Here is a 23,734-nt window from a genome sequence, read left to right on the forward strand (position 1 = left end):
ATCACATTCTTTCTGTTTTACAGAAATTCATAATCATCATACATCAACCTTCATAGGGAATCGATGGGGAGCCCCTATGACCAAAGGACGTTTTCGATGCACCTCCAGTTTGCCGCCGCCCTGCTGATCTGCCTGCCCGCGACCGCCTTCGCGCAGGACAAGCCCGCCTTTGCCGGCCCTTATGCGGGACTGGAGGCCGGAGTCCTGATCCATGGCTTCCGCCTTGGCGATGACGTCAGCAGCCGCAAATATGTGGGGGCGGGGCTGGCCGGGGGTGGCTTTGCCGGGATCATGCTGCCCGCCAGCGAACGCCTGCTCTTGGGGGGCGAAGTAGCGGTCCAGGCTGGGGGCGGCACCGTGCGCAGCCAGGAGATTTTCGCCTTCTACGAACAGAAGGCGCGCTGGGGCTATAGTGTGACCGCACGGGCAGGATATGTGCTCGGCGATCGCACCATGGTGTTCGCCGAGGCGGGCTATGGCGGCTATCGCTACGACGTGCGGCTGGCGAACGTCATCGACGATGACGGCAACGGACCCAGCGGGCTGGTCGGCGGCATCGGGATCGAGCGGCAGATCGGCCGCAACGTCGCGGTTCGCCTGCGCGCCCAGGCGGGATCCGAGCATGGCCGCGTCCTTATCGGCCTGCCGATCCGCTTCTGAGGATAAGGCGGCGCGTGGCTTGCCTTTTGCGGGCTTTGCGGCTATGCGCCGCCGCTTCCGGTCATGGTCATCCCTGGAGGCGTGATCGGAAGCATATATCCATTTTGTTTCGGAGTTACTGGAATGAGCGACACCCTTACGCTCGCCGCCGAGACGCGCGATCAGGTTGGCAAGGGAGCCTCCCGTTCGCTGCGTCGTGAAGGCCGCGTCCCCGCCGTGATCTATGGCCAGAACAAGGCCGCCGCGTCGATCCATCTCGAAGAGAAGGCCCTCGTCAAGGCGCTGATGACCGGTCATTTCTTCACCTCGGTCATCATGGTGGACGGCCAGCGCACGCTGGCGAAGGACGTCGCGTTCCATCCCGTCACCGATCGCCCGCTGCACGTCGACTTCGTGCGCATCGGCGAGCATGAGACCGTCACGGTCGCCGTGCCTGTCGTGTTCACCGACGAAGACCAGAGCGGCGTGAAGCAGGGCGGCGTCCTGAACGTCACCCGCCACGAGATCGAGCTGGTGGTCGACGCCGCCAACATCCCGACCGAAATCAGCGTCTCGCTGAAGGGTCTGGCGATCGGCGACTCGATCCACATCTCGGACGTGAAGCTGCCCAAGGGCGCCGAGCCCGCCATCGACGACCGCGACTTCGCGATCGCCACCATCGTTGCCCCGACGGTCCTGACCGCCGAGGACGAGGCGATCGACGCCGAGGCGCAGGCCACCGACGCGGCCGAAGGTTCGGAAGAGGCCTGATCCGGCCTCGCCGTCCCATCCGGGTCAGTGAACGACAAGAAGGGCAGGTGGCGGTGACGCCCCTGCCCTTTTTCGTTGCCGTCTCAAATCCTCCCAAGCAAGCTCGGGGCGGAATATGAGGACAGCAAAAGGGCCGCCGAACCCGAAGGTCCGACGGCCCCGCTCATCCCCGCTCGGGGAATCGTCGGAACGGAGGGGGTGTTCCGATATCAGCCCTGACCCTGGCTCAGAAAGCCGGTCAGCTCGGTCTTGGATACCGTCTTGTCCTTGTCGGTATCCGCCTGGGCAAAGGCACTGCCGACCCACTTCTTCGTCGCGGGCGCATCGGCCTTCGTCGACGGGTCGGTCTGGGACTTCAGCGCGACCATCCACTGGGCGAATTCGGCCTTGTTCAGCTTGCCATCACCGTCCTTGTCGTAGGTCGGGAACTGCGTGTCGACGACCTGGGCGATCTGGCTGCCGTTCGCCTGCACCTGGCCTTGAGTGGATGCGGACGCATCGGCAGCGGGCTGCGCAGTCTGCGCTGCGTCCGCGGTGGTTGCCGGGGCAGCTTGCGGTGCGGCCGGCGTGGTCTGAGCCGGAGCAGGCGTGACCTGAGCCAGAACGGGGGCAGACACCATCATTGCGGCGCCAAGAAAAGCATATTTCATCATCTCGTCTCTCCCTTACGTTGGTCGATCGATGACTGTGAAGATCAGAAACGCATCTTCATCATTAGTGATACGGTCCTAAACTCCATTATGCCAGATGGGGATCCGTCCTTGGGATTTGAAGGCTCGGCTCGTCCCTGCTAACGGCACGGTACGCCGTGATTCCGAGAGGGAGTGCACGGTGAGCCGTGCCGTTTCCACGACCTGAAGGTGCCCCGATGATTCCGCGCTATTCCCGTGCCCCCATGACCCGGATCTGGGATCCCCAGACCCGCTTCCGCATCTGGTTCGAGATCGAGGCGCACGCCACCGACGCGCTCGCCGAGCTGGGCGTCGTACCCAAGGAAGCCGCCGCGCGCATCTGGGAAGCCGACAAGGCCGCCGGGGACTTCGACATCGAGCGCATCGATTCGATCGAGGCCGAGACCAAGCACGACGTCATCGCCTTCCTGACCCATGTCGCCGAGCGCACCGGGCCGGAAGCACGCTTCCTGCACCAGGGCATGACCTCGTCCGACGTGCTCGACACCTGCCTCGCGGTGCAGCTCGCCCGCGCCTCGGACATCCTGCTCGAAGACCTCGACGCGCTGCTCGCGGTCATCAAGCGTCGCGCCTATGAGCACAAGCTTACCCCGACCATCGGGCGCAGCCATGGCATCCATGCCGAGCCGGTGACCTTCGGCCTGAAGCTGGCGCAAGCCTATGCCGAGTTCGACCGCAACCGCGCCCGCCTGGTCGCCGCGCGTGCCGACATCGCCACCTGCGCCATCTCGGGCGCGGTCGGCACCTTCGCCAATATCGATCCCAGCGTCGAGGCCCATGTCGCCGAGAAGATGGGACTGACCGTCGAGCCCGTCTCGACCCAGGTCATCCCGCGCGACCGCCATGCGATGTTCTTCGCCACGCTGGGCGTCATCGCCAGCTCGATCGAGCGCCTGGCGACCGAGGTCCGCCACCTGCAGCGCACCGAGGTTCTGGAAGCCGAGGAATATTTCTCGCCCGGCCAGAAGGGCTCGTCGGCGATGCCGCACAAGCGCAACCCGGTGCTGACCGAGAATTTGACCGGGCTCGCCCGCATGGTGCGTGGTTACGTGACCCCGGCGCTGGAGAATGTCGCTTTGTGGCATGAGCGCGACATCAGCCACTCCTCGGTCGAGCGCTATATCGGCCCCGATGCGACCATCACCCTGGATTTCGCGCTGGCCCGCCTCACGAGCGTGATCGACAAGCTGGTCGTCTATCCGGCGCGGATGGAGAAGAACCTCAACAAGATGGGCGGCCTCGTCCATTCGCAGCGCGTGCTGCTGGCGCTGACCCAGGCGGGCGTGAGCCGCGAGGACAGCTATCGCCTGGTCCAGCGCAACGCGATGAAGGTCTGGGAGTCCGATGGCGCGCTGTCGCTAATGGAACTGCTCAAGGCCGATGCCGACGTGACCGCCGCGCTGTCGGTCGAGGAAATCGAGGCGCGCTTCGACCTCGATTACCATTACAAGAATGTCGACACGATCTTCGCACGGGTGTTCGGCGAGGCGTGATGTTTGAGGGAGTCCCCCAAGCGCGATGACGCTTGGATAGGGACTCCCCTCCCCCAGCCCCTCCCGCAGGCGGGAGGGGCTGGGGGAGGGAAACCCCGCTGTTATCTGAGCGATCGACCGATGGGTCTCACCCCACCCACCCCGCCAACCAATCCGCCACTGCCTGCGGCGTCATCGCCCGCGCATCCGCCAGCGCCGTCTCGCGGCCCGCATTGATCAGCTTGTTGGTCTTCGGATCGACGATCAGCACGGCCGGCACACCGGCGAGCCGTCCCTTGACCCCGTAGGACGCCGGAATATCCATATTCTGGTCGAAGCGGCCGACATCGACCGTCACCACCTCGAAATGCCTGGCGACGAAGGGACGCATCTGCGGCGTCTCCATCACCCCGGCCAGCAACCGGCAGTCGAGGCACCAGTTGCCGCCCAGATCGATCAGCACCCGCTTATGCGCCTTCGCCGCCCGCACCCGCGCCGCCGCGATCGCGGCCTTCGCATCCCCTGCATGATAGGGCAGCGGCAAAGGCTTGGCCAAGGCCTCGAAACTGGCGATCCCGACACGCGGAGCCGAAACCGGCGCGGCGGCGGTGGAAACCATGGCAATGGCGGCGAGCGCCGGAACGATCATGGAGCGATAGGACATGTGGCATTCCCTCTGAACGGCAGGAGGCAGATGTCTCCCAAGCCCACGTCCTTGGCAAGCGATGCTCCCATGCGCCGCGACAATCAGAAGTTTTGCAGGCCCGTGACGCGGCCATGCCAACTTGCCATCATCGCCGTCATCCGCCCGTCAGCATCCCGTGATCCGCGGTGCGTCATATGCCGCTTAACGCGCGATCCTCGCGTATCTCAGGAGACGTCGATGGGCGGAGATTCCGGTGTCGCCGAGGGCATTGTCGGCAAAAAGGGATCGGCCCGGCAAGCCCTCCTGCTGCCGCTCGTCGGCGGTGTCATCGCATTCGGCCAAGGCGCCCTGCCGATCATGCTGTCCAAGGATTGGCATTGGTCCGACCTCGTCCGGGGCACGGCCCTTCTGGTTCCGGCGGCAATCATGCTGCTGCTCTTGGTCATCACCATGGGCTTGAGACTGACGGCCATACGCGCCCGTACCCATGATCCGGCACGTACGGTCGATCATGGATGCCTTGCGATCATCGGCGCGATCATCGTCATGACAGAGGCTTGGCTCATCGTCCCGGTGATGCTCGATCAGAGACTGGCAGCCGATCTCATGGCCCATGGCGTGGCGGCCGATGCCCAACTCGTCCGTCGCTTCACGGCTGGCTGCGGCAAAGCGGCATGCACGGACAAGATCATCTATCGGTTTACCCCGCGCGGGCAGAGCAAACCGATCGAAGGCCGGTTGAGTCTTTCGACCAGCCGACACGATCATGAGGAATATGATTATGTGACGGCAACGAACAACGTGCCCATCCTCTATGACCCGCGCGACCCCCACCGGGCGATGTTCTTCTGGCGCAATCAGATCGCGAACCGCGCTTCGCAGCGTAAAATGTGGGACTTCATACTGATCGTCAATCTGATCGCGGCGGTCGCCGCCACGCCCATCATCCTGATGATAGCCTTGAGCATCCGTCGGCAAAGGGCCAGGGCAGGCGCGGCGAAAGCCGAACCGACCTGACCCCCTGCCCGGTCGCGATCACTCGCCCGCGAAGACGCTCTTCAGCTTGGCGAAGAAGCCCTGGCTTTCGGGGCATTCGTCGCCCGTCTCGGTTTCGCGGAACAGTTCGAGCAGTTCGCGCTGGCGGGTCGACAGCTTGGTCGGCGTCTCGACCTCGATCTGGATGACCAGGTCGCCGGTGCCGCGCCCTTGCAGCACGGGCATGCCCGCCCCGCGCTGGCGGAGTTGCTTGCCCGACTGGATGCCCGCCGGAATCTTGATCTCATGGCTACGGCCGTCGAGGCCGGGGATGGACAGCGATCCGCCGAGCGCCGCCGTCGTGAAGCTGATCGGTGCGCGTGCGAACAGGGTCGTGCCCTCGCGCTCGAACAGGGCGTGCCGCTTGACGTGGAGGAAGATGTAGAGGTCGCCCGCAGGAGCCCCCCGCGCGCCTGCCTCGCCCTCGCCGGTCAGGCGGATGCGGGTGCCTTCGTCGACGCCCGCCGGGATGTTGACGGCCAGCGTCTTGGTCTTTTCGACCCGACCCTCGCCGCGACAATCGGGGCACGGATCGGCGATGATCTGGCCCGCGCCCTGACAGACCGGGCAGGTCCGCTCGACCACGAAGAAGCCCTGCTGTGCGCGCACCTTGCCGTGGCCGCCGCACTGCTGACAGGTCTTGGCGCTGGTCCCGGCCTTGGCGCCCGTGCCGTCACAGGTCTCGCACGCCGCCGAGACATCGACGGTGATCTCGGTCTGCTTGCCGTGGAACGCCTCTTCCAGCGAGATTTCCATGTCGTAGCGCAGGTCCGCGCCGCGACGCGGGCTTTGCCGCCCGCCGCCGCGTCCGCCGCCCATGAACTCGCCGAAGACGCTTTCGAAAATATCGGAAAAGGCGCCGAAATCCTGTGCCCCGCCGCCACCGCCGCCGCCCATGCCCTGCTGGAACGCGGCATGGCCATAGCGGTCATAGGCGGCCCGCTTCTGGGGGTCCTTCAGACAGTCATAGGCTTCGCTGATCGCCTTGAACTTGGCCTCGGAGTCCTTGCAGCCCGCATTGCGGTCCGGATGGTACTGCATGGCCAGCTTGCGGTAGCGCGACTTGATCGTCGCATCGTCCGCCGTGCGCTCGCATTCGAGCAGTTCATAATAGTCGATCGTCGTGCTCATGCCCGGTCTCGCCCCTGCGCTGGTGGATGGTGCGGCCGCCGACCATGCCGTCAGGCCGGACGGAGCGACCGCCCAAGCGCTTCGCCACTTCATGCCCCGACAAATCGGTCGGGGCGGTATTCGCAAATTCCAAACCGAAGGCCCGGCCCCACCGACAGGGGGACCGGGCCGACCGTCTTATTTGGTGTCGTCGACTTCCGAGAATTCGGCGTCGACCACATCGTCCTGCTTGGCCTGACCGGCATCAGCGGCGGGCGAAGCCTCGCCCTGCTGCTGCTTTTCGTAGATGGCCTGGCCCATCTTCATCGCGACCTGAGCGAGGGCCTGCGCCTTCTCGTTCATGGTGTCGGGGTTGCCACCCTCGACCGCCGTCTTGGTCTCGGCGATGGCCGCCTCGATTTCCGACTTCAGCGACGCGTCGATCTTGTCGCCATTGTCGGCCAGCTGACGCTCGGTGGTGTGGATCAGCGACTCGGCGTTGTTCTTCGCCTCGGCTTCGGCACGACGCTTCTTGTCCTCCTCGGCGAACTTCTCCGCGTCACGGACCATCTGGTCGATGTCGTTGTCCGACAGACCGCCCGATGCCTGGATGCGGATCTGCTGCTCCTTGCCGGTGCCCTTGTCCTTGGCCGAGACGTTGACGATGCCGTTGGCGTCGATGTCGAACGTGACCTCGATCTGCGGCACGCCGCGCGGTGCGGGCGGGATGCCGACCAGGTCGAACTGACCCAACAGCTTGTTGTCCTGCGCCATCTCGCGCTCGCCCTGGAAGACCCGGATCGTCACCGCGTTCTGGTTGTCGTCGGCGGTCGAATAGACCTGGCTCTTCTTGGTCGGGATCGTCGTGTTGCGGTCGATCATCTTGGTCATGATGCCGCCCAGCGTCTCGATGCCCAGCGACAGCGGGGTCACGTCGAGCAGCAGCACGTCCTTGACGTCGCCCTGCAGCACGCCCGCCTGGATCGCCGCGCCCATCGCGACGACTTCGTCGGGGTTGACGCCGGTGTGCGGGTCCTTGCCGAAGAAGTTCTTCACGACCTCACGGACGCGCGGCATGCGGGTCATACCGCCCACCAGCACCACGTCGGCGATCTCGTCCGCCTTCATGCCCGCATCGGCCAGCGCCTTCTTGCAGGGCTCCAGCGTGCGCTGGATCAGGTCCTCGACCAGACGCTCCAGATCGGCGCGGGTGATCGTCTTGACCAGATGCTTCGGGCCGTTCTGGTCGGCGGTGATGAAGGGCAGGTTGACCTCGGTCGACTGGGCCGAGGACAGCTCGATCTTCGCCTTTTCGGCCGCTTCCTTCAGACGCTGGAGCGCCAGCTTGTCCTTGGTGAGGTCAATGCCCTCATCCTTCTGGAAGCCCGAGGCCAGGAAGTCGACGATCTTGTTGTCGAAGTCTTCGCCGCCCAGGAAGGTGTCGCCGTTGGTCGCCTTCACCTCGAATACGCCGTCGCCAATCTCGAGGATCGAGATGTCGAAGGTGCCGCCGCCAAGGTCATAGACCGCGATCGTCTTGCCGTCCTGCTTCTCCAGGCCGTACGCCAGAGCGGCCGCAGTCGGCTCGTTGATGATGCGCAGCACTTCCAACCCTGCGATCTGACCGGCGTCCTTGGTCGCCTGGCGCTGCGCATCGTTGAAGTATGCAGGCACCGTGATGACCGCCTGGGTCACCGTCTCGCCGAGATAGGACTCGGCGGTTTCCTTCATCTTCTGGAGCGTGAAGGCGGAGATTTGCGACGGGCTGTAATCCTTGCCGCCCGCATTCACCCACGCATCGCCGTTCGGGCCGCGCGCGATGGCGTACGGCACCAGCTCGGTGTCCTTCTTGGTGACGGGGTCGTCGAAGCGACGGCCGATCAGGCGCTTCACCGCGAAGATGGTGTTGTCGGGGTTGGTCACCGCCTGGCGCTTGGCAGGCTGGCCGATCAGGCGCTCGCCATCCTTGGCGAAGGCGACGATCGACGGCGTGGTGCGCGCGCCTTCGGCGTTTTCGATAACCTTGGGCTTGCCGCCCTCCATGACAGCGACACAGCTGTTGGTGGTGCCGAGGTCGATGCCGATCACTTTTGCCATAAGTCTCTAAATGCCCCTCAAGAACATAGTCTGGAAGTCAGATGCCGGAGCCGTCCGGTCCCGAAAGCGGCAACCGAAAACCCCGTTCACGAGGCGGATATAGGTGGGCGATCCGTTGCCGCAAGATTGGATGGAACCTAGTGTCGCGTCAGGATTTGCCGAAACGGGAGGGTTTGTCATGCGTCGCGCCATTTTTCTGGGCCTCTGGGCCACGGCCGGGGCCATGGCATTGGGGGCGCTGGGCGGCTGTTCGACCAAGCCCGAGCTTTATGCCGAGGAGGGCTGGGTTCGCCTGGCGGCCGTGCCGGGGCGTCCGGCGGCCGCCTATTTCATCGTGCATGGCGGCCCCAAGCCGCTGAACCTGATCGACGTCAGCAGCGATGTCGCGATCACCAGCGAAATGCACGAGGGCGGCATGGCGATGAAGAAGGTCGACTCCGTGCCCATCCCGGCCGGGGCCACCGTCGCCTTTCAGCCGGGCGGGCGGCATGTGATGCTGTACGACATGAACCAGGGCGTGAAGCCGGGGCGCATCCTGTCGCTGCTCCTGACCTTTTCGGACGGCACCCGCCTGCGCCAGGGCGCGCGGGTGATCGCGGCGGGCGATCCCGCCCCGGGGCAATAAGCGCCTAAAAAGCGCGTGGTCTTCGCCGACACGCATGCGCCGATCCTGTCGAATAGATGACGGGGTATCGCGCGCTTTTTTCACGTCAGACCAAAATCGGTAATAATTCGGTCCTTCATGTGTCAAAGTCGCGCCATACAGCGCGGCCCGCTCGCTCGTTGGAGCGAAAAGTGGGGGATTTTTGACCATGTCCGATACGAACGAAACCCAATTCACCTTGCGACGGATCGCCGATCGGCGGCAGCTACTGCGCGGCGCGGCGGGTCTGTCGATGCTGCCGCTGACGGGGGCGCTGGCGGCGTGCGACGACGATGCGATGCTGAACGCCAAGCCGACGACCGCCACGGGAACGGCCGCCGCCACGCCGGTCGGCACCACCAGCTTCTCGATCGCGGTGTTGCCCGACACGCAATTCTATTCGCGTTACGCGACGGCCGACGAAAACCGTCAATTCCAGCGCAAATATGGCTCGGAGCCGTTCGCGGCGCAGACCCAGTGGATCGTCGACAACGCCAAGGCCTATGCGATCCCCTTCGTCATCCATCTGGGCGACGTGGTGGACCAGGTACGCAAGCCCGCGCAATGGGCGGTGGCCGATGCCGCGATGAAGCGGCTGGAGACGGCGCGCATCCCCTATTCGATCCTGGCGGGCAATCACGACGTCCTGTACGATGTCGATTACCACGTTCCCGCCGACCAGCAGGCGGGCACCGACAGCCAGCGCACCTTGTCGTCCGAACCCTATCTGACCTGGTTCCCGACCTCGCGCGCGCAGAACCAGTCGACCTTCCGTGAGCGCGACCGCACCGGCTTCCACGAATATCACATCTTCGAGATGTACGGCGTGAAGTTCATGGTGCTGTCGCTGTCCTGGCGCATCTCGGACGCAGGGATATTGTGGGCGCGCGACGCGATCCGTCGCAACCCCACCCTGCCGGTGATCCTGGCCAACCACCAGCTGCTCAACATCGACAAGGACGGCAAGAGCCCGCTGGAGACCGATTACGGCCTGATGCTGTGGAACAACCTGATCCGCGACAACGACCAGATCTTCATGACGCTGAACGGCCACCACCACGGCGCCGCGCTGCTGACCAAGACCAACGACTTCGGCAATCCGGTCCATGAGATGGTCGTCGATTACCAGATGGCCTATCAGGGCGGCAACGCGCTGATGCGGCTGTACGAGATCGACTTCTCGGCCAACAAGATCGACGTCATGAGCTTCTCGCCCTGGGTCGCGCAGAAGCCCAAGGCAACGCTGAACCAGTTCGACCGCGCGGTGCTGGAGGATGCAAACAACCGCTTCACCATCTCCATGGACTTCAAGAAGCGCTTCGCCCGCTTCCTGCCCAACTTCGCCTATACCGAGATGACGGCGGGCGTGCCGATCCTGCCGCGCGTTCGTACCGCGCTGCTGTCGGGCTATACCGAGCCCGCCGCCCCGGCCGAGGTGCTGCCGCGCGATGCCGACGACTATCCCAAGATCGCCGAGACCGCCGCGCACTGGCGCGTGGCCAGCGGCATCGTCGACGGCAAGATCGTCCAGGTCGGCGAGACGCTGCCCGATGCGACCGGCCGCAACCCGATGACGCGCGTGCCGCTGTCGGGCCCGGCGATGGTCGAGGACGTGGTCTGGTCGACCGACCGCCACCGCCTGTCCTCCGCACCGGGCAGCGTCCGCTTCCGCAACACCGACAAGGTGACCGCGCGCAGCAGCGCCTTCGCCACCGCCACCAACGCCCCGATCAACGCGGCGACCTTCGGCGCAGGCTATACGGTCGAGGCGTTCATCAAGATCGACGCGAACTGGACGGTGACCAACCACCGCTGGGGCAATATCCTGACCCGCAACGGCAATCGCGGCAAGCTGCCCGGCTTTGCGGGCGGCGACAGGGAAGCGCCGCCGATCCTGTTCGCGATCTCGTCGCTGCGCGAAGTCCAGTGGGAGGTCGTGCCCGCCTCCAACACCGCCTATCCGCAGGCCAACTGGTCGGGCGAGGTGATGGTGGACACCTGGTATCACATCGCGATCGTCAACGATCCGGTGGCGAACGAGACCATCCTCTATGTCGACGGTGCGCCGGTGCTGCGCAACAGCGCGGGCCAGGTCGGCATCGCGACGCTCGCCGCCGACATGCCCTGGGTGCTGGGGGCCGCCTGGTGGGACGGCGCACGCAAGGACGGCTATTTCGGTCATATCGGCGAGGTCCGGATCGTCGCCAAGCCGCTGGCCAACACCCAGTGGCTGACCGCCCGGCGGAGCTGATGCGTTGGGGGCGGGCCGTTGGGACGTCCCGCCCCTTTCCCACCCGCGCCATGCGCCCCATCTGGGCGTCATGACCAAGCGCCCCCTCACCCCGGCGGAAGAGACGCTGGCCCGGTCCGTCTTTGGCGATGCGATCGACTATACGCAGGTTCGGCTGTCGCCGACCAAATGGGCGTTCTTCCAGCCGCGCGACACGGTGATGGCACCGACGGGCTGCATCCATTTCCATCCCAAGGGCGATTTGTGGCGCGAGGATTTCGGCACCTGCCCGCTGCATGAGCAGGGGCTGTTCATCCATGAGATGGTGCATATCTGGCAGCATCAGCGAGGCCTATTCCTGCCGCTGAAACGCCATCCCTTTTGCCGCTACACCTATTGCCTGAAGCCGGGGCAACGCTTTGATCGCTACGGGATCGAACAACAGGCCGAGATCGTCCGCCATGCCTTTCTGCTGAAACGCGGCGCGGTGGTCGCGGGGGCGCCGCCGCTGGCGCAGTATCGGACCTTGGTGCCGTTTCGGGGTGCCGACTGACGGAGTTCGGCCTGGGGCGAGCGCCCTCCCCCATCCCCTCCCGCCTGCGGGAGGGGCGTGCCTGCCGCAACGGCAAGCGCCGCCTTGTCGTTAGTTCCCGAGGCAGCCGAGCATCACCCCCCTAACATCCGGGAAAAGCCCGGATTGTTTGATCATGGTTAATTTCGTCAACCATCTTTTCCGTGCGCGGGGCGTCCCGCGCTCGTCAGGGGATGGGAGTTACCATGACGGTCATCAATACCAACGGCGCCGCGCTTCGAGCGATGGCGGCCACGCAGCGCGCCAATACCGATCTGGCCCAGTCCATGGCGCGGCTATCCTCGGGCCAGCGGATCAATTCGGCCAAGGACGATGCGGCGGGGCTGGCGATCAGCAGCTCCATGACGGCGCAGATCCGCGGCATGACGCAGGGCATCCGCAACGCGATGGACGGCGTTTCGCTGGTCCAGACCGCCGACGGCGCGCTGACCGAAGTGTCCAACATGCTGCAGCGGGTGCGCGAACTGGCGGTACAGGCGGGATCGGGCACCTACAGCATGAGCGACCGCGCGGCGCTTCAGTTGGAGGTGAAGGCGCTATCGACACAGATCGACCAGACGCTTCGCAATGCCTCGTTCAACGGCGTTTCGTTGTTCAACGGCAATGCGCCGGTTTACGACAGCAACAACCAGCTGGTCGATGCCAGTGTAAAGCTGAACGTACAGGCGGGGCCAAACACGACCGATACAATCCCGATTTCAATTCCCCCCATTCCCATCAACTACATACGTGATGATATCGGCACTTATTGGAATAGCTATGACGGCCGCCTGACGCCACCACTCAATATAGCAAACCCCTATACCGGCCCATCATCGCATCTCGTTACGTTTGATGACTACATGGCTGGAGGCAAGATTGCGGGCAACGCCATTACGCGTGATGATATTGGCAGGATCACTTACCCGAATGATGGCGATCAATGGTATGATCCCAACGGATCACATTATGACAACATCAATTACGACACATATTACCAACGTCGTCAATTTCCGCTGACGGACGAACTGAACGTCACCAATCGTTACCGGACAGACCACACGATGAAGCGCGTCGACGAACTGCTCGGCACCGTGGCCAGCGTTCAAGGGCAACTCGGCGCGACGGCGAACCGGCTGCAATCCGCTGTCTCCACCCTGACCAGCGGCACGACCAATTTGTCGGAGGCGCGCTCGCGCATCGCCGACACCGATTACTCGGAAGAGTCCGTCAAACTCGCCCGCGCCCAAATCCTGGCCCAGGCCTCGACCGCCATGCTCGCCCAGGCCAATCAGAGCCAGAAGGACGTGCTGAAACTGCTCGGCCAATAACGAAAAAGGGCGACCCCGCAGGATCGCCCTTTCGTCATCCTACCGAAAACTCGATCAGTCGGGCTTCTTGGCCACCGCGACCAGCGCGGGGCGCAGCAGGCGGTCCTTGATCATATAGCCCGACTGCATTTCCTGCACGATCGTGCCCGGCTCCTGGTCGGAGGGCATTTCGATCATAGCCTGATGCTTGTTGGGGTCGAGCGGCTGGCCCATCGCCTCGATCTTGGTGATGCCGTGACGGCCGAGCACGCTGTCCAGCTCGCGGCCGGTCGCGTCGAGGCCGGTCACCAGTCCCTTCCACTTGTCGTCGGTGCGCAGGTCGGCCGGGATCGCCTGAAGCGCGCGCTGGAGATTGTCGGCGACCGACAGCACGTCACGCGCGAACGCGGTCGCGGCATAGTTGCGCGCGTCGACCGCTTCCTTCTCGGCGCGGCGGCGGACATTCTGGTTCTCGGCCTGGGCATAGAGATATTGCTGCTTGGCCTCGGCCAGCTGGTTCTCCAACTCGGCGACGCGGTCCTGCACCGCCACTTCGGGCGCGGCCTCCGCCGTTTCCCCGCGCAGATCATTGTGCAGGTCGTTCTGGGTTTCGTTGGTCGTGTTATCGCTCATCATAATCCCTGTTCAGCCCATCATCCGGGCAAGCGTTGCCGCCGTGAAATCCACCATGGGCACGACGCGGGCATAGTTCAACCGCGTGGGCCCGATTACACCCACCACACCGACCACTTGGCCGTCGAGGCCGCGAAACGGCCGGGCGATCACCGAAGACCCCGACAGCGCAAACAACTTGTTCTCCGCGCCGATGAAGATGCGGGTCGAATCGCCGGCGCGCGCCGAATCGAGCAGGCTGGCAATCTCCTGCTTGCCCTCCAGATCGTCGAGCAGGTCGCGAACCCGCTCCAGATCGGCGGCGGCGGCGGCATCGATCAACCGCCCCTGCCCGCGCACGATCAGGATCGGGCGCCGCGCGCCATCCTCGCTCCAGACGATCAGCCCCTGTTCGACCAACGCCCGCGCCGCACCGTCCAGCGCCGCGCGCCCCGCCGCAAGCTCGCGCTCCAGCCGGTCGCGGGCCTGGCCCAGCGTGAGGCCCGCCAGCGTGGCGGACAGGAAATTGCCCGCCTCGACCAGCGCCGACGGCGTCATGCCGACGGGCAGTTCCAGCACGCGATTCTCGACCGCGCCGTCCTCCGCCACCAGAACCGCCAGCGCCTGGGTCGGTGACAACGGCACGAAGCCGATCGAGCGCAGCTTCATCTCGCGCTTGGGCACCATGACCAGCCCCGCACAGGCCGACAGCCCCGACAGCACCGCCGTCGTCGCGGCCAGCGCCTCCTCGACCGGGCCGGAGCGAGCGGCGCGCGCCTCGATCGCGGTGCGCTCCTCGATGCTGGGCTCCATCGCGTGCATCATGCCGTCGACGAACAGGCGCAAGCCGACATCGGTCGGCATTCGCCCCGCGCTGGTGTGCGGCGCGGCGAGCAGGCCCCGCTCCTCCAGTTCCTGAAGGACGTTGCGGATCGAGGCGGGCGACAGGTTGATGCCCGACAGAGCGATCGTCTTGGACCCCACCGGCTGGCCGCTGGTGAGATAGCTGTCGACCACCACGCGAAAGATATCGCGTGCCCGGTCGGTCAACTCGGTGATCGGTGGGGTGACCATGCTGGAAATGTAGGCGTTGCAACGCACCCACTCAACCGCGATCGGAAGACCTCTCTTCTTCTCCGCGTCCTCTGCGCCTCTGCGCGCAAAAAAGGAATGGTTCACGCGGAGACGCAGAGAAGAAGGGGAGTGTCTTCCGATCGGCGCTGTCCCATCTGGCGCTCTACGCGGGGGCCGGTTAGGGCTGGGGTCAAGGAACAAGGAGAAGACTATGCGCCCGTCCGGCCGGATGCCCGACCAGATGCGTCCCATTACCATCGAGCCGAATTTCACCCGCCACGCCGAAGGTTCGGTGCTGATCGGGTTCGGTGATACCAAGGTGCTCGTCACCGCCAGCGTCGAGGAGCGCGTGCCCCCCTTCCTGCGCGGCAAGGGCGAAGGCTGGGTCACGGCCGAGTATGGCATGCTCCCCCGCGCCACCCATACGCGCGGCAGCCGCGAGGCGGCCAAGGGCAAGCAGTCGGGCCGCACCCAGGAAATCCAGCGGCTGATCGGCCGCTCGCTTCGCGCCGTCTGCGATCTGAAGGCGCTGGGCGAGCGGCAGATCACCATCGACTGCGACGTGATTCAGGCCGATGGCGGCACCCGCACCGCCGCCATTTCGGGCGCCTGGGTCGCGCTGCGCATGGCGGTCAACAAGTTGATGGCCGAGGGCAAGCTGGCCAGCGACCCGATCCGCAACAAGGTCGCCGCCGTCTCCTGCGGCATCCATCAGGGCACGCCGGTCCTCGATCTCGACTATGTCGAAGATTCCAACGCCGATGCCGACGCCAATTTCGTGCTGATCGAGAATGGCCACATCGCCGAGGTCCAGGCGACCGCCGAGCACGCCACCTATGACGAAGAGGCGCTGCTGCGTCTGCTCCGTCTCGCGCGCATGGGCTGCACCGAGATCTTCGCGGCGCAGGACCGGGCGATCCGCGCATGAGCGGCGAGGGAAACGGCCGTCAGGCGATCCGCAAGCTGACGCCGGGCAAGCTGGTCCTGGCCAGCCACAACAAGGGCAAGATCGTCGAATTCCGCGAACTCCTCGCCCCCTATGGCATGGAGGTGATCGCGGCCGGTGACCTGGACCTGCCCGAGCCCGAGGAAACCGGCACGACCTTCGTCGCCAATGCCGAACTGAAGGCGCTGGCGGCCGCCGACCTGTCGGGGCTGCCCGCCCTGTCGGATGACAGCGGTCTGTGCGTCGAGGCGCTGGGCGGCGATCCGGGGCTGTTCTCGGCGCGCTGGGCGGGGCCGGAAAAGGACTTCGCCATGGCGATGCGCGCGGTCGAGGATCGGCTGAACGAGGAACCGGACATGAGCCGCGCCGCGCATTTTATCTGCGCGCTGGCGGTCGGCTGGCCCGATGGCCATGTCGAATGGTTCGAGGGCCGGGTCGACGGCACGATCGTCTGGCCGCCGCGCGGGGACAAGGGCCATGGCTATGACCCGATGTTCCAGCCGAACGGCTATACCGAGACCTTCGCCGAGATGGACCAGGACGAAAAGAACCGCATCAGCCACCGCGCCGACGCGTTCGGCCAGCTGGTGAAGGCGGTGTTCTGAACAATCCTCCCCGGCACGGGGAGGTGGCAGACCGCAGGTCTGACGGAGGGGGATTTCCACACGGGACGTCCCTGGCGGCAATCCCCCTCCACCACCGCTTCGCGGCGGTTCCCCTCCCCGTGCCGGGAAGGATCGGATTTACCCCTTCGCCAGCCGCTTCTGGTTGGCCGTCACCGTCCGATGCACCGGGGCCATCGCCTGGACCGGCATCGACGCGCCGATCAGCATCGCGCGTGCCATTGACTCCCATGCATGAAGCATCCCGCCCTGCGGATCGTGCCGCGACAGCCGCGACAAGGCCGCCTGATCGCGGTTCCAGACCTTCGCCGACTGGTCGAAGGCCTTTACCTTCTCGCTGACCATCAGGGTCATTTCCGCCGCCGAAGACGTGCCCGTCGCCATCGCCCCCATACGCGAGGCCATGACGCTCTGCGCGCTCAGCATCGCCTCGCCCGCCATCACCGCGAATCGCGCAGGCGCGGTCCAGAAGGTGATCCACGCCATCGGATCATAGGGATTCGCCATCGCGTCAGTACCTTCCCGTCATGCCCGGCCGAGTCAGAAGGCCCGCTCGCCGAAGACGTTGCCGGTCGGGCTATAGCGGCAAACGAGGAAGTCGTCGCGCGCATTGCTCGCCATCGCACAACCGACCGCCGTGGACCGCGCCCAGACGATTTGGGTATAATGCGCGACATCGCCGAATTGGCCCGTCCGGCTCGACTGCGGCACGGGAACGTTCACAAAGTCGCGCTTTTCGGCGACCCAATGCCCCATCATCTCGTCGTAACGATAGGCGCCGCGCGTGCCGGTCCACAGATTCTCGCCCTGCCGCGTCGGCCCCTGCGGCTGTTCGGCATGCTGAAACCGCCCCGTACGCGCCAGTTCCTGCGCATAGGCCAGCGCACTCGCCGCCAGCCCCTCGTCCCAAACCAGCGGGCGCAGACCGACCTCGGCCCGCGCCGCCCGGTGCCCGTCGAGCATCGCCTGGCGCAGCAGTCCGGCCCCGCGCGGCGCGGGCGCGTCGGAGGTCCGCTGCTCGACGATCCGGGGCGGCGGCCGTTCCACCCCGCCGGTCTGCGAAGGGATCACCGGCCCACACCCCGCCAGCAGCAGCATGGCGGGGACGAACGATAAGAGATGGCGAAGCGTGCGCATCGCCGCCATATCGGCGCCCATCATGTCCTCCGCAATATCGTTCACGCCCAGCCCGCTCGCGCTCTACGTCCACTGGCCCTTCTGCGTGTCCAAATGCCCCTATTGCGACTTCAACAGCCATGTCCGCGAGTCGGTGGACCAGGCAGCGTGGCAAAAGGCGCTCCTCGCCGACCTGGCCCATGAGGCGGCCATGTTGCCGGGGCGGCGGCTGACATCGATCTTCTTCGGTGGCGGCACGCCCTCGCTGATGCCGCCTGCCACGGTGGCGGCGATCCTGAATGCGGCCGAGCGCCATTGGGGCTTTGCCGAGGGGATCGAGATCACGCTGGAGGCCAATCCTTCTTCGGTCGAGGCGGCGCGCTTCGCCGACCTCGCCGCCGCCGGGGTCAATCGCGCCTCGCTGGGCGTGCAGGCGCTGGATGACGAGGCGCTCCACTTCCTGGGCCGCGCACATGGCGTGGACGAGGCGCTGCGCGCGCTCCAAACTGCGCAAGAGCAGTTCGGCCGCGTCAGCTTCGACCTGATCTATGCCCGTCCCGGCCAGCCGCTGGAGGATTGGGAGGCTGAACTGACCCGCGCCATCGGCTATGGCACCGAGCATCTGTCGCTCTATCAGCTGACCATCGAACCGGGCACGCGCTTCCATACCGAAGCGGCCGCCGGGCGGCTGGTCATCCCGGACGGCGATGCCGCCGCCGACCTGTTCGAGACGACACGCGCGATCACCGCGGCTGCGGGCCTCCCCGCCTATGAGACCTCCAACCATGCCCGGATCGGCGCGGAGAGCCGCCATAACCTGACCTATTGGCGTTACGGCGATTATGCCGGAATCGGCCCCGGCGCGCATGGCCGCCGCGAAGGCGTCGCCACCGCACGCCGCAAGAAGCCGGAAAACTGGATGAGCGCCGTCGACCGCAACGGCCATGGCATCGAGCTGGAGGAAACCCTCCCCCCGACCACCCGCGCGACCGAGGCACTGGTCATGGGCCTGCGGCTGGCCGAGGGCGTCGACCTGTCCCGCGTCACCGCACTGGCCGAGGGGCGCGAGATGGTGAACCATGCCGCCATCGGATCCCTGGCCCAACAAGGGTTGGTCCGGCTTGACGGCGAACGGCTGATCGTCACCGAAGCGGGGGCGCTCCTGCTCGACGCGATCCTGCGGGAAGTCGTGCTGACGGACGACTGATTCGCCTCAGCAGACCGACTGGCGCACCCATTCCAGGTAGCGCGGCGACGCGTCGGTGATCGGCAGCGCGACGATCTCCGGCACGTCATAGCTGTGCAGCGACTCGATCGTCTCGCACAGTTGGGCGAAGCGGCTGCGCATCGTCTTGATGTGCAACATCGCCTCCGTCTCATGCTGGACCGCGCCGTCCCAGCGATACCAGCTTTCGATCGGCGTCATCTGGACGCACGCCGCCAGCCGCCGTTCGACCAGCGCCCGCGCGATCCCCGACGCTTCGTCGCGGCCGCCGACCGCGCACAGGACGACGATGGCGGTGTCGGTCACCCCCCGAACCCGGTCGGTGCGGGGCTGACGGTCACGGCGGTGCCGTCGCGCAGTTCCTGCACCTCCAGCGCGCGTTCGGCCACGCCGTCGCGGCCGAAGCGGAACGCGCCGTCGATCCCGGCAAAGCCGTCCGATGCGCGCAGCCGCGTCTCGGGGAAGGGTGCATTCATCTTCCAGTCCCGCGCGATCCGCACGGTCAGCAGGACCGCATCATAGCCCAGGCTCGACAGGCGATAGGGCGCGGCGCGGAAGCGGGCGCGATACTTGGTCGCATATTGGCGGTAGAGCGTGTTGGAAACGCTGGCGAACCACGCGCCGTTCAACCCGGCCCGCGAGGCGATGCCTGATTCGGAATTCCACAATTCGGTGCCCAGCAACCGCGTGCTCGCGCCCGAACCCCGCTTGAGGATCGGTGCCGCCCCCGCCGCCGTCGCGCCGCCATCGGCGATCAGCACGGCGTCGTACGGGGCCTTTGCGTTCAGCCGCTGGGCCGCCGCACCGATGCCGCCCGCGACCCGACCATAGGGCTGGAGCGAGACGACCTGCCCCCCTGCCCCTTCGACCGCGCGCAGAAAGGCGGTGGAGGCCCGCTCCCCATAAAGGCCGTTGGGGACCAGCCCCGCAAAGGTCGTCACGCCGCGCCCGCGCGCATAGGTCACGACCCGGTCGATCGACTGGGCGGGCGTATAGCCCATCAGATATGTGCCGTTCCCGGCCACGCCCACGTCGTTGGAGAAGCTGATGACCGGCACCCGCGCGGCACGCGCCACGGGCCCGACGGCGCGGACATCCTCGGACAAGAGCGGCCCGAGGATCAGCTGCGCGCCCTCGGCGATCGCCTTCTGCGCCGCCGCGGCGGCACCGTTCGTGGTATCGTAATTGGTGATGCGGATCGTATCGGCCTGCGCATCGAGCAGCGCCATCATCGTCGCATTGGCGATCGACTGGCCGACCCCGGCATTGCTGCCCGACAGCGGCACCAGCAGCGCGATGCGATGGCGCGCGGTGTCACGCGGCAGTCCGGCCTCCGGTTCCGTCGAGGGGCGCGGAGTGGTCGGCACCGGCCGCGTCTCGGGCTGGTCGACGGGCCCGCGCGGCACGATCGTCTGACAGGCGGCCAGCGCCAGTGTCGTCGCCAGCGCGACGGCGCGGCCGATCCGCCCCGCGCCATAGGAATGGAAGCGGCCCCGAATGACGGCCCCCGGTTGTACGAACAGCCCTGCCTCTGTCATGACGATCCCCGTGACCCAATCCGAAAACACTCTCGAACCCGGCCTGTACATCGTCGCGACCCCCATCGGCAATCTCGGCGATCTGTCCCCGCGTGCGGCCAACATTTTGACAAACGCCGATATCATCGCGGTCGAGGACAGTCGCGTGACGGCCGGTCTGCTCCGCCATATCGGGGTGAAGCGGCCCATGCAGCCCTATCACGATCACAATGCCGAGCATGTCCGCCCCGGCCTGATCGCGCGCATGGCGACCCAGGCGGTGGCGTTGGTGTCCGACGCCGGGACACCCTTGATCTCGGACCCCGGCTACAAGCTGGTGCGCGACGCGCGCGCGGCGGGCCATGCGGTGGTGACGATCCCCGGCCCCTGCGCCGCGATCGCCGCGCTGACGCTGGCCGGGCTGCCGACCGACCGTTTCCTGTTCGCGGGCTTCCTGCCGCCCAAGGAAAAGGCGCGCGCCGACGCCATTGCCGAGATCGCTGGCATCCGCGCGACGTTGGTCCTCTACGAATCGGGGCCGCGCCTGGCGGCGACGTTGACCGCGCTGGCAAACGGACTGGGCGACCGCGAGGCGGCGGTGACGCGCGAGATCACCAAGAAGTTCGAGGAGGCGGTGACGGGCACCCTCTCCACCCTGGCCACGCGCTATGCCGAGGGCGGACCGAAGGGCGAGATCGCGATCGTCGTCGCGCCCCCCGGCGAAGCGCCGCCCGCCACCGAACAGGATGCCAACGCCGCGCTGGCCGAGGCGCTCACCCGCCTGCCCGTCGGTCGTGCGGCCAGCGAGGTCGCCAAGGCGCTGGGGCTCGACCGCAAGGCGCTATATGCCCGCGCGCTGGCGATGAAAGACGGAGGTCCAAGCGACTAGCAGCCCGTATTAGCGATTCCGCAAGGATCGACGGCGCAGGGAGGACATGGGGACCGCCATGTACGCCTTTCAGTTTCGCCACGACATCAACCTGCTGGACATCCAATGGACCGGGCATTTCACACCCGAGGTCGCAAACCGCTATGCCGAGGAACTGGTCGAGGCGTTCCGGCGCAGCGGCTTCCGCCCCGGCTATCGCCTGCGCATCGACATGTCGGCGATCAACGTCCAGCCGAAGGAAGCGGTCATGACCATCCACGAAGCGCTCGGCGACTTTCCCCGCGCCAGCCGGATCGCGATGATCAACGGCAGCGCGATCGGGCGGCAACAGATCAGACGGCTCATGACGCAGCCCTATTTACGCGTCTTCGATCCCGCCGAGGACAGCCTGGCCTGGCTGACCGCGCCGGAGTAACCGCTCGCCCGCGCCGCCATCCTTGGATAGCATGGCGCCATGTCGCTACCCTCCGCCCGCCCCCGCCGCGATCGCCGTGCCGCCGAAGAAGCGGGGCGCCGCGGCGAACGCCTCGCCGCCTGGTGGCTGCGGCTGAAGGGCTGGACGATTCTCGATCGCCGCGTCCGCACGCCTGCGGGCGAGGTCGATCTGGTCGCGCGGCGCGGGTCGCTGGTCGCCTTTGTCGAAGTGAAGACGCGCAAGACCGCCGCCGAACTGGATTTCGCGATCGACGCGCGGCGGCTGGCGCGGGTGGCCGCCGCCGCCGAGGTGCTGATGGCGACCTATGCCGCGTCGGGCGATGACATCCGTGTCGACGTTATCCTGCTCGCGCCGGGCTCGCGACCGCGCCATATCGAAAACGCATGGTGTGGGTGACAGGCGCGCGGGCAGCGATTACCTCCCGTCCGCAACACCCCAAGGAAGGAAGCCCCCATGTCCAAGCCGCTGACCGTCGCCGTCCAGATGGACCCGATGGACCAGATCAACATCGCGGGGGACTCCAGCTTCGCGCTGATGCTGTCGGCGCAGGCACGCGGGCACAAGCTGTTCCATTATGACGCGGGCGACCTCAACTGGTCGGACGGGCATCTCTGGACGAGCGCGCATCCCGTCACCGTCCAGCGCGTCGCGGGCGACCATTACCGCTTCGGCGAGCCGGTCAAACTCGATCTGGGCGACGAGGCCGATGTCGTACTGATGCGGCAGGATCCGCCCTTCGACCTGGGCTATATCACCGCCACCCATCTGCTGGAGCGGGTCGCCGAGAAGACGCTGGTCGTGAACAATCCGCGCAGCGTGCGCAACGCGCCGGAAAAGGTCTTCGTCCTCGACTATCCGCAATTCATGCCGCCGACGCTCGTCACCCGCTCGCTGGACGAGGCGCGCGCCTTCTTGGCGCAGCATGGCGAGATCGTCATCAAGCCGCTGCACGGCAATGGCGGCAAGGCGATCTTCAAGGTTGGGCGCGACGGCGCGAACCTGTCCGCGCTGATAGAGGTGTTCAATACCGCCTATCGCGAGCCGCATATGGTGCAGGCCTTCCTTCCGGCCGTCGCGAAAGGCGACAAGCGCATCGTCCTGATCGACGGTGAGGTCGCGGGCGCGATCAACCGCCTGCCGGGCGAGGGAGAGATCCGATCCAACCTGGCGGTCGGCGGTTCGGCCGAGAAGACCGAGTTGACGGAGCGCGAGCGCGAAATCTGCGCGGTGCTCGGGCCGGAGTTGAAGCGGCGCGGGCTGTTGTTCGTCGGCATCGACGTGATCGGCGGCGAGTGGCTGACCGAGATCAACGTCACCTCGCCGACGGGCATCGTCGCGATCGAAAAATTCGACGGGACGGATGTCGCCGGGATGATCTGGGACGCGATCGAAGCGAAGGTCGCGGGCAAAAATCGACCGTAATCCTCCCCGGCACGGGGAGGGGGACCGCCGCAAAGCGGTGGTGGAGGGGGCGCGCCTCATAAGGCAACCTTTGAGGAAGGCCCCCTCCGTCAGGCCTGCGGCCTGCCACCTCCCCGTGCCGGGGAGGATTGCCCCTGACGGAACCCATCCCCCTTCCCATGCTTTGTTCGCCCTGAGCAACGAAGGGCATGAGCATGGGTGCAACGACCATCGGCGCCATGGTGGGCGCCGCCATCGACGGCATGTCGGGTGACGACGGCGTCGCGGACGGCGCGATCATCGGCGCGGTGACCGCCAACGTCCTGAAGGTCGTGCTGCCGCTGGCCATCACCTATGCGGTGGGTTGGGCGGTGCTGCGCGGCGCGGGCGAGATCAAGGACCGGGTTTTCGGAGAAGCAGCATGATCGGACGTATTATCGGCGCGCTCGTCGGGCGTGAAATCGGTCGCCGCGAAGGCAATGACGGGTTCAAGGGCGCGGCGCTCGGCGCGCTGGCGGTCGGCGGCATGCGCCGCCTGGGGCCGCTCGGTCTGCTGCTCGGCGGAGGCTATGCGGCCAAGAAGGCCTATGACCGGCGCAAGGCGGGCAAGGTCGCGGGCAACCGCTACTAAGCCATCGCACAGAGCCAAAGCGATACCGCAGCGCGTCAAGCATCTCTT

27 protein-coding genes are annotated in these 23,734 nt (G+C 66.1%); 17 read left to right on the plus strand and 10 right to left on the minus strand.

What is annotated here, in order from left to right; genetic code table 11:
* Positions 1-96: 96 nt before the first annotated feature.
* Positions 97-660, plus strand: a complete 564-nt coding sequence (locus tag NS355_RS12250) for an outer membrane protein (protein WP_058745976.1) — start codon at positions 97-99, stop codon at positions 658-660.
* Positions 661-783: 123 nt separating this feature from the next.
* Positions 784-1,410: a 50S ribosomal protein L25/general stress protein Ctc gene (locus tag NS355_RS12255; RefSeq protein WP_058745977.1), complete on the plus strand. Its 627-nt coding sequence runs from the start codon at positions 784-786 to the stop codon at positions 1,408-1,410.
* A gap of 209 nt (positions 1,411-1,619) precedes the next feature.
* Here the strand turns inward: NS355_RS12255 and NS355_RS12260 are convergent, their stop codons facing one another.
* Complete coding sequence (locus NS355_RS12260) at positions 1,620-2,063, minus strand: EF-hand domain-containing protein (RefSeq protein ID WP_058745978.1); 444 nt, start codon at positions 2,061-2,063, stop codon at positions 1,620-1,622.
* A gap of 215 nt (positions 2,064-2,278) precedes the next feature.
* Between NS355_RS12260 and purB the strand changes: the two genes are divergently transcribed.
* Positions 2,279-3,595 carry an adenylosuccinate lyase gene (gene purB, locus NS355_RS12265; RefSeq protein ID WP_058745979.1) on the plus strand — a complete coding sequence of 439 codons (1,317 nt, stop codon included), beginning with the start codon at positions 2,279-2,281 and terminating at the stop codon, positions 3,593-3,595.
* Positions 3,596-3,722: 127 nt separating this feature from the next.
* Here purB and NS355_RS12270 read toward each other — a convergent pair whose 3' ends face one another.
* On the minus strand, positions 3,723-4,238 hold the full coding sequence (locus NS355_RS12270; RefSeq protein ID WP_058745980.1) for a thioredoxin family protein: 516 nt from the start codon (positions 4,236-4,238) through the stop codon (positions 3,723-3,725).
* A 69-nt stretch (positions 4,239-4,307) separates the two neighbouring features.
* On the opposite strand from NS355_RS12270, the gene NS355_RS12275 reads away from it, so the two are divergent.
* Positions 4,308-5,237 (plus strand): hypothetical protein, encoded by a 930-nt coding sequence (locus tag NS355_RS12275; protein WP_153008208.1) that lies wholly within the window; start codon positions 4,308-4,310, stop codon positions 5,235-5,237.
* Positions 5,238-5,255: 18 nt separating this feature from the next.
* Here the strand turns inward: NS355_RS12275 and dnaJ are convergent, their stop codons facing one another.
* Positions 5,256-6,386, minus strand: a complete 1,131-nt coding sequence (dnaJ, locus tag NS355_RS12280) for a molecular chaperone DnaJ (RefSeq protein ID WP_058745982.1) — start codon at positions 6,384-6,386, stop codon at positions 5,256-5,258.
* A 177-nt stretch (positions 6,387-6,563) separates the two neighbouring features.
* Positions 6,564-8,462 carry a molecular chaperone DnaK gene (gene dnaK / locus NS355_RS12285; protein WP_058745983.1) on the minus strand — a complete coding sequence of 633 codons (1,899 nt, stop codon included), beginning with the start codon at positions 8,460-8,462 and terminating at the stop codon, positions 6,564-6,566.
* A 178-nt stretch (positions 8,463-8,640) separates the two neighbouring features.
* On the opposite strand from dnaK, the gene NS355_RS12290 reads away from it, so the two are divergent.
* The 4 genes from NS355_RS12290 (at position 8,641) to NS355_RS19330 (ending at position 13,237) form a co-directional block, all read left to right on the plus strand.
* A complete protein-coding gene (locus NS355_RS12290; protein WP_058745984.1) occupies positions 8,641-9,087 on the plus strand; it encodes a copper chaperone PCu(A)C in 447 nt (148 codons plus the stop codon).
* 187 nt (positions 9,088-9,274) lie between these two features.
* Positions 9,275-11,356 carry a LamG-like jellyroll fold domain-containing protein gene (locus NS355_RS12295; protein ID WP_058745985.1) on the plus strand — a complete coding sequence of 694 codons (2,082 nt, stop codon included), beginning with the start codon at positions 9,275-9,277 and terminating at the stop codon, positions 11,354-11,356.
* 70 nt (positions 11,357-11,426) lie between these two features.
* Complete coding sequence (locus NS355_RS12300; RefSeq protein WP_058745986.1) at positions 11,427-11,888, plus strand: hypothetical protein; 462 nt, start codon at positions 11,427-11,429, stop codon at positions 11,886-11,888.
* A 224-nt stretch (positions 11,889-12,112) separates the two neighbouring features.
* The gene (locus NS355_RS19330; RefSeq protein ID WP_058745987.1) at positions 12,113-13,237 is read left to right on the plus strand and encodes a flagellin; all 1,125 of its coding nucleotides are present in this window, start codon (positions 12,113-12,115) and stop codon (positions 13,235-13,237) included.
* 54 nt (positions 13,238-13,291) lie between these two features.
* On the opposite strand, the gene grpE is transcribed toward NS355_RS19330, so the two are convergent.
* Positions 13,292-13,849, minus strand: a complete 558-nt coding sequence (gene grpE / locus NS355_RS12310; RefSeq protein WP_058746011.1) for a nucleotide exchange factor GrpE — start codon at positions 13,847-13,849, stop codon at positions 13,292-13,294.
* A gap of 12 nt (positions 13,850-13,861) precedes the next feature.
* Positions 13,862-14,902, minus strand: coding sequence for a heat-inducible transcriptional repressor HrcA (hrcA, locus tag NS355_RS12315; RefSeq protein WP_058745988.1), 1,041 nt, complete (start codon positions 14,900-14,902; stop codon positions 13,862-13,864).
* A gap of 211 nt (positions 14,903-15,113) precedes the next feature.
* On the opposite strand from hrcA, the gene rph reads away from it, so the two are divergent.
* A complete protein-coding gene (gene rph, locus NS355_RS12320; protein WP_058745989.1) occupies positions 15,114-15,830 on the plus strand; it encodes a ribonuclease PH in 717 nt (238 codons plus the stop codon).
* The gene (gene rdgB, locus NS355_RS12325; RefSeq protein ID WP_058745990.1) at positions 15,827-16,453 is read left to right on the plus strand and encodes an RdgB/HAM1 family non-canonical purine NTP pyrophosphatase; all 627 of its coding nucleotides are present in this window, start codon (positions 15,827-15,829) and stop codon (positions 16,451-16,453) included. Before rph ends, rdgB begins: the two co-directional genes overlap by 4 nt.
* 138 nt (positions 16,454-16,591) lie before the next feature.
* On the opposite strand, the gene NS355_RS12330 is transcribed toward rdgB, so the two are convergent.
* Both NS355_RS12330 and NS355_RS12335 read right to left on the minus strand, forming a co-directional pair.
* Positions 16,592-16,978, minus strand: coding sequence for a hypothetical protein (locus NS355_RS12330; protein ID WP_058745991.1), 387 nt, complete (start codon positions 16,976-16,978; stop codon positions 16,592-16,594).
* Between the two features lie 33 nt (positions 16,979-17,011).
* Positions 17,012-17,653 (minus strand): CAP domain-containing protein, encoded by a 642-nt coding sequence (locus tag NS355_RS12335; RefSeq protein ID WP_345938807.1) that lies wholly within the window; start codon positions 17,651-17,653, stop codon positions 17,012-17,014.
* Between NS355_RS12335 and hemW the strand changes: the two genes are divergently transcribed.
* Entirely contained in the window at positions 17,631-18,794 is a 1,164-nt protein-coding gene (hemW, locus tag NS355_RS12340; protein ID WP_058746012.1) for a radical SAM family heme chaperone HemW, read from the plus strand. The genes NS355_RS12335 and hemW overlap by 23 nt on opposite strands.
* Before the next feature lie 6 nt (positions 18,795-18,800).
* On the opposite strand, the gene cutA is transcribed toward hemW, so the two are convergent.
* Positions 18,801-19,118: a divalent-cation tolerance protein CutA gene (cutA, locus tag NS355_RS12345; protein WP_058745993.1), complete on the minus strand. Its 318-nt coding sequence runs from the start codon at positions 19,116-19,118 to the stop codon at positions 18,801-18,803.
* Positions 19,115-20,350, minus strand: coding sequence for a penicillin-binding protein activator (locus NS355_RS12350; protein WP_084787897.1), 1,236 nt, complete (start codon positions 20,348-20,350; stop codon positions 19,115-19,117). Before NS355_RS12350 ends, cutA begins: the two co-directional genes overlap by 4 nt.
* On the opposite strand from NS355_RS12350, the gene rsmI reads away from it, so the two are divergent.
* From rsmI to NS355_RS12380, 6 genes are all read left to right on the plus strand, one after another.
* A complete protein-coding gene (gene rsmI / locus NS355_RS12355) occupies positions 20,349-21,218 on the plus strand; it encodes a 16S rRNA (cytidine(1402)-2'-O)-methyltransferase (RefSeq protein ID WP_058745994.1) in 870 nt (289 codons plus the stop codon). The genes NS355_RS12350 and rsmI overlap by 2 nt on opposite strands.
* A 58-nt stretch (positions 21,219-21,276) precedes the next feature.
* The gene (locus tag NS355_RS12360) at positions 21,277-21,633 is read left to right on the plus strand and encodes a hypothetical protein (RefSeq protein ID WP_058746014.1); all 357 of its coding nucleotides are present in this window, start codon (positions 21,277-21,279) and stop codon (positions 21,631-21,633) included.
* Positions 21,634-21,672: 39 nt separating this feature from the next.
* Entirely contained in the window at positions 21,673-22,050 is a 378-nt protein-coding gene (locus NS355_RS12365) for a YraN family protein (RefSeq protein WP_058745995.1), read from the plus strand.
* Positions 22,051-22,107: 57 nt separating this feature from the next.
* The gene (gene gshB / locus NS355_RS12370) at positions 22,108-23,076 is read left to right on the plus strand and encodes a glutathione synthase (protein ID WP_058745996.1); all 969 of its coding nucleotides are present in this window, start codon (positions 22,108-22,110) and stop codon (positions 23,074-23,076) included.
* A 194-nt stretch (positions 23,077-23,270) separates the two neighbouring features.
* On the plus strand, positions 23,271-23,480 hold the full coding sequence (locus NS355_RS12375) for a hypothetical protein (protein ID WP_058746015.1): 210 nt from the start codon (positions 23,271-23,273) through the stop codon (positions 23,478-23,480).
* A complete protein-coding gene (locus tag NS355_RS12380) occupies positions 23,477-23,686 on the plus strand; it encodes a hypothetical protein (protein ID WP_058745997.1) in 210 nt (69 codons plus the stop codon). The genes NS355_RS12375 and NS355_RS12380 overlap by 4 nt, the downstream gene beginning before the upstream one ends.
* Positions 23,687-23,734 lie beyond the last annotated feature (48 nt).

This window comes from Sphingomonas yabuuchiae, from assembly GCF_001477495.1.
Taxonomy (GTDB): Bacteria; Pseudomonadota; Alphaproteobacteria; order Sphingomonadales; family Sphingomonadaceae; genus Sphingomonas; species Sphingomonas yabuuchiae_A.